This is a genomic window from Mesorhizobium sp. M8A.F.Ca.ET.181.01.1.1 (genome assembly GCF_004792025.1).
In the GTDB taxonomy this organism is placed as follows: Bacteria; Pseudomonadota; Alphaproteobacteria; order Rhizobiales; family Rhizobiaceae; genus Mesorhizobium.
Window position 1 is genome coordinate 1 of record NZ_SRTV01000230.1, and the last position, 304, is coordinate 304.

A 304-nucleotide genomic window follows, 5' to 3' on the forward strand; every position below is an offset into this window, starting at 1 on the left:
TTGTCCGCGAGGCCAAGAGCGAGGGCGCAGAACTGCTGCTGCTGCCGGAATATTCGGCTATGACGCTGACCGGTCAGTTGCCACCCGACATCCGTTCTGATCTGCACCGTTCCATCGAAGAGATACAGCCGATGATCCCCTCCTGGGTAGAGCTATGCGAGGAGCTGGCGCGGCAACATCAAATTCTGTTCCAGCCCGGCAGCGCGCCTGTGAAGGACCCGGACGGCAAATTCCGCAATCGCGCGTGGCTTTTCGGTCCGGATGGCCTGATCGGTTATCAGGACAAGCAGATCATGACCCGCTT

Annotated in this window: 1 pseudogene; it reads left to right on the forward strand. The window is 59.5% G+C overall.

Going from position 1 to position 304, the window contains the following annotated elements:
- Positions 1-304: pseudogene (locus EN824_RS34395) on the forward strand (amidohydrolase); the annotation flags it as partial.